The sequence below is a fragment of the Candidatus Omnitrophota bacterium genome, assembly GCA_003598025.1.
Lineage (GTDB): Bacteria > Omnitrophota > Gorgyraeia > Gygaellales > Profunditerraquicolaceae > Profunditerraquicola.
Genome location: QZKH01000005.1, coordinates 71,397 through 77,396, shown reverse-complemented (window position 1 = coordinate 77,396; position 6,000 = coordinate 71,397). Strand labels below are relative to the sequence as shown.

Genomic DNA, 6,000 nt, shown 5'->3' with positions numbered 1-6,000 from the left:
TTACCATCAAAAGAGCTATGAAGGAAGTGTCCCCCTCTTATCTAAGGGACAGTCCTGCTTTGTTTTTAGAACCGTCCCTGATTATTTTACTTTGCCCAATATACAAAATCACCGAATTGGGATATAGATGTACCATTTGGAAACTTGAAAATTCTTTTATAATTAGTCCCATCAATATTCATAATACAGGCATAAACATTGTCATAAAAAGGTGTTCCTCTACCAAAAAAGACGATATACTTTGCTATTGCTTTTAAATAATGAAGGCCCAGTCTAAACAATTCATCTTTCTGTCCTATATCTGCAATAAAAAGTATCCTATTGCCATCAGGGGTAAATGTAAAGCGCTTAAAATACATATAATCTTCTTTGCCTTCAGTTAAATTGACTAAAGTCTTATTTTTTAAGTTTAACGAATAAATCCCTTCTGGAAGAGACTCTCTATTAAAATTCCCCATAAATATAATATCGCCACCATCGGGTGAAAACTTCATCTCCCAAACTCGCACTAAAACAGTTTCTCTATCTTCTAAGGTATATATTTTATTAAGATTAGAGCCGTCTATATTCATGATGTAGAAATCAAGTTTATATACATAATTAGCATTACCCCATTTTGTGCTCTCTAATAAAGCAAAAGCAAGTTTTTGACCATCTTTAGAGATGCAGAAGTCGTCTATATTTTTCCTTCCAGTCCACTTGGACCGCATCTCTTCATCACTAAAGAAATAAGTTAATCTTTTCTGATTGCTACCATCTAAATCCATAACCGAAATATCCTTTTGGAAGGTATTATATATTCTTTGGCTATCCGGAGAGATCCTATAAGCCCCATTACCAACATAAAACACTTTACGATTTCTTCCGTCATAATCCATAACCATATTTACCCGGCCATTAGCATGAGAATTAAAAATAATCTTGTTCCCATCAGGAGAAAATTCAAGACAACCATTGCCTTTTTCCATATAGGTTAGAGGCCGTTCGTGCTTATCATTTGTATCAATTATATATATATCCGAGGTGCCGCCACCAACTTTTTCTCCAATTTTACGACCTCGGCTGTCCCTTATAAACTCTTTGTTTTCTCCGTTACGGTCGCTGACAAAAATAATACTGCCTGATGTCGGTGAAAAAACCGGGGATATATCAATAGCCGCGTTCTTTTCCGTATCAGAATTACTTGTTAATTTTTCTAAATATGTCCCATTTGTGTTCGCGGTATATATTTCATAATCACCGTCGATAGGAGAATCAAAAGTGATTTTTCCTTTTGGAATATCGGAATTAACAATCCTTATTTTTATGAATTGAAAAAGGCTATAAAACAAAAATACCGCCAGAATAATACCGATTAGATTTATTTTTGCATTACTTTTTCTATTCATTTTACCTCCTATCTATTCAAATTTATATTCGGCATTGGCAGCGGCCTGACAGTAGGCAGAGATGGAACGCTTATTCTCGGTGAATTTAGATAATAATTATCAGGTGCGCGTATATTAAAATTATAATTTCCGCTCCAAGAACCGCTTTGTGGTGTATATATAGGCCTTGGAGTATAAATTGGCTGATTTGAAAAAGATGAAGATGGCATCTGTGGCAATCTTGGCATATCAAACCTTGGAACTTGTATTGGCTGAACTTGCTGAACACGAGTAATTCCGCTACCCATATCAGTTTTTGGCATTATCTGATAATTATCCCAACTTTTCGTTCTAATAGTACTAACACCTGGAACAATGGAAGTTACTGTTTCTTGCATTCTATAATTGTAAGAAAAATTCGAATCGTAAATTGTTCCTGACGTGGAGCTAAACGAAGCCAAAGGAATTTCTTGGCCGAGAGAAAAAGTTAAAGCATTTTTTCTTGTATCTATATTATCGAAATATTCTCCATGATCAACCATAACTATTCTAGAATTAGAACGAAAAGCTGTTGGCCATGAAAAAATATCCAGAGGAGAGCAAAAATTAACACTATCCCCACCTGTAGTAAAACCAACCCTAGTGTAATTTTCAGCACTTTTGTTATCAGGAGACCCCATCCCTTGTATATTTATAGGAATATATATACCGTTCTCACGTAATATTGCATTAATTTTTTGGATACCATAAAAACTCAAAGGATTAGCTGCGCTATGTAATACAAAAAGAAGAGAATTTGCATTTATCTCTTCTCTAGCTTCAATCACTTGCTGAGCAAGATTTCCAGTAAAATTACTTCGGGCCGCAACATAATCTTGAGGGTTACCAGTCCAATTAAATTCTAATACTTTTACTAAACCCAATGCTTCCAACTTATCAAAATCTTGCCTCATTTTATGATGCTGTGACCAACTTCGATCCTGCGGCCTAGAGGTTAATGGATTTGCATCATCTAAACCCGGTACAAAAACAACTACAGATTTTCTTAATCCAGTTAATCCTTCCAAATTAAAGCTTACAGTTGGCTCAACCTCCCTAAGAGAAGAATATGCTATTGTCCTTAACCATGCGTCTTCCTGCGGATTATTCAATGTGTCCATTAATGGTTTTGTTAAATCCGGAAATTTAGGTAAACTACTAGCTAAGCTCAAGCCTGCAAGCCGCCTTACTTCAATACTGGGATCTTGTAATTTAGGGATTAATAACCTCGTTACTTCGGGAATATCAATTTGGCTAAAACTAGATACCGCAGCACTGCGCACCTGCCAACTCGGGTCATCAAGCATTGGTTTTATCGGCTCAACAAGCTGCGGATTAGCTGGAATTCTATTACCTAACGCGCCAATTGCCGCAGCGCGAACTAGCGCATTACTATCTCTTAAAGCATCAGTCAAAGGCTGCGTCAGCGACGCAGAGTCAATTGTAGAAGCAGCCAAAGCCGCAGATTGCCGCAGAGCCCAATCACCAGTTCTTAAATTCTGCCCAATAACATTTGCGACTTCCGGCCTGTTTACTCCGCTTAAGGCAAGAGTAGCAAGAGAACGAACGTCCATATTAAGGTCGCTCCTGGCTATTTTTATAACTGAATCCGCTAAAGCCGTATCCGATGGTATATTAACTGCCAGCGCCTTAACTGTTCCTATTCGTATTTCAGGAATCGGATCATCAATGTACGGCCTGGCTACATCGATGTTAGCTTGCGGAACACCGGGTAATGCATTTATTGCTGCTGCACGAACCGAAGGAATCTGGTCTTTAACAAGTGACTCTAACGGCTTACCTGCTTCCGGAATACCCAAGGCACCCAATGCTATTGCCGCAGCTTCTCTTGCTTCGGGAAAAGGATCTGTAACTAACGGTGTAATTAAATCTAAGACTTCCGGAGTGCCAATATTACCTAAAGCTATGGTAGCAACTTGCCTGACGCGCGGGTCAATATCCACAACAAATGGCCTGACCATATCAATAGCGGCTTTAGTCTTGTTGCTGCCCAGGTCAGAAAGTATCCCACATCGCAGTTCAATGTTGTCTGCTTTTAATTCCCCGGTAATTGGCCCGGCTAATTCCGGATGGCTGTCAACATGTCGAGCTAAAACCATTGTCGCCGCAACCGATACAATCGCAGAAGGATCTTGCAGCTTTTGAAAGACGGCATTAAATAATTGCGGATTATCGTCCAACCTGGAATCGCTAACAATTATGGCTGCCTGTATTACCCTCTCTTCCGGGTCAGAAAGCATTCTTGTAAATTGTTCTACATAATCGTTACCGGGATGTATGCCTAAGGAAAATAGCGCCCTTTCTCTGATTCTCCATTCCGGAGAATCAAGTTGCGATTCAATAACATCCAAAACATCCTGGCGGTCAGAAAACCCTAAAGTTCTGATACAGCTAACGCGCACATCCACATTATCCTCTACTTTAAAACGGGACAATACTGCATCTGCTATTGCTGGATCCGTCCTAACTGTAGAATCAAGAGCCCTTATTGCCTGAGCCCTGGTTATCGGACTATTGTCGTTAACATGCTGCAGGAATATATTTTTTGTTCTTGAAATATCAAATCCCGATAAAGCGGCAATTAATAAATCAGCCGGAGCTGATCTTTCCTGGAGCATATAAGCCAAGTTTGAATAAGCATCTTCTGTTCCTATTTCAGCGAGTGCAAATATCGCTTCTATATCGATATAATTGTCATTTAGCCTTGCTAATCCTACCAACAGATCAACTGCGCCCTCATCATGAGAATTACCTAAAATATGTATCGCCTCTCTCACGATATCGCCCTCAACACTTGCCAACTCGGCTGACGAAGGATAAACAACATCTCCGGGAACCGAAACAATGCCATTGCTGTAACCTGAAGTAGTACGGTTTAACCCTCTCTTACGCGAGTTTAAACGCTCCATAACAACAGGAGATAACTTTTGTATAATGGATTTTGCCGTAGCCATTAACTCCGGGCTTTGAACCCCTTCTAAAGCTAATAAAGAAGCGTAACAAACTGACAAATCTGTATCTTTAGCGGTAACAAGTAAAGCATCTATTACTCTCTGTCTGCTGAATTGGCCTAACTTTAAAATAATCCCGCTGCGCATTTGCGTGCTGTAATTCTGGGCATCCGATACTACCGGGATAAGATTATCAATAAATTCATACTCTCCCCATTCCAATAATACCGAGGCTGAAACAACTGAAACATACTGCTTCAACCTGTCTACCGGGACCCATTCTGGCGCAAATAAATAAAAACCCTCACCCGGAACCTGGCTGGTTAATGCATCTAAATCAGGCCCTAAAGAAATCGGGATTACTTCATATTCGCCATTTAATCCTGCAAGTAGAACCTTCCTGGCTAGGGGTGTATTGCTGAGTATTATCGCCCTTGCTTCGTCAAAAGCATCCTTAAAATCTCTGTTTGCGATCAATATTTCTAAATGTTTATGGCGGGCGTTTCTAAATTCATACATGGGCACATTGTGCTCTGCTGCCATTTGCGGGTATTTATCTTGCAAAGCATCCTCTTTAAAATCACCTATATCTCTTTGTAAATATTCTTCTATCGCTGCTCTCTTCTGTTCTTCGTTTCCAAGTTTCGTAGGCTTAGAATAACTTTGACTCATTACTCCTTTCATTAAACTTAAAGCTTGCATGGTTTTTTCAGAATATACCCCTTCTTCTTTGATGGTTTGGTTTACCATCTTGACATATTTCAAAGTATCCAGACTCTGCTTTAATTCCCTTGTGGTCGCGCAACCACTCAGCACAGTGGCGCTTATGAGTAATATTATAACTCCATAATTAGCTAACCGTATCAATTTATTCCAAATTATTCTGGGCAAAGAAGATAGAGATAGAATCGCGGCCTGCGGCGGGCCGTGATGTAGAACAGAAACTAAATATTTACTTAACCCGTTACTCGATAAAGGAAACGCCAAACCAGTTCGCTTCAACGAAACCGGAGAGCTGCTCTTGTTTTCACCATCCTTATCAGATTGCTTGTCATCTTCAAATAAATACAATCCTTCCGGGACATCGTCAGCGCGTTTTAATAGCTCCTTATTCTGGCGCAATACGCGTACCTGTTCAAAATCGCTCTCTGCCATAGATAGCGCTGCAAAAATCATATTCCTATCACGGGTTACTATAAACCTCTGTATGGAATTAATACTGTTTAAAAGGTCCGTGAAGAAAAGGTGCAGCATGATTAACTCTTTTTCTTTAACCAGCCTATTTGTAAAAACGTGGATTCTTATTACTTCATAATGAATGGCTTCCCAGTCGCTTTTTAGTATTCTGCGTTTGTTTAGAATCTCCCTAATTTTGGATATTGTCCTGCCTGCTTCTTCCTCTAAGATAACGGAGTATTCTCCGGCCTTCCTTTCAAGCGCAGCTCTTTTTTTGCCTGCCGTATTGTCTTTTTTACCTCTAGCCGGACTGCTGGAAGAATTAGAAAAGTTATCATTGTTTGCCTTGGCTACACTAGAACTTGATACTTTATCCATATAATATCTCATTGTATGCCTACCTATATATTCTGCGACACGGAAAGGGCATAAATAAAATGCCGAAT

The 6,000-nt window shown here is 39.4% G+C and carries 2 protein-coding genes (1 of these 2 cut by a window edge); both read right to left on the bottom strand.

Annotation, left to right across the window (positions count from 1 at the left end):
- Positions 1-86: 86 nt before the first annotated feature.
- Entirely contained in the window at positions 87-1,388 is a 1,302-nt protein-coding gene (locus C4533_05265; protein RJP28365.1) for a hypothetical protein, read from the bottom strand.
- A gap of 8 nt (positions 1,389-1,396) precedes the next feature.
- Positions 1,397-6,000 carry part of the coding region annotated (locus C4533_05260; GenBank protein RJP28364.1) for an HAD-IIIC family phosphatase on the bottom strand (this coding region is incomplete at its 5' end). 71,396 nt of the annotated region lie beyond the right edge of the window, so 4,604 of the 76,000 annotated nt are shown.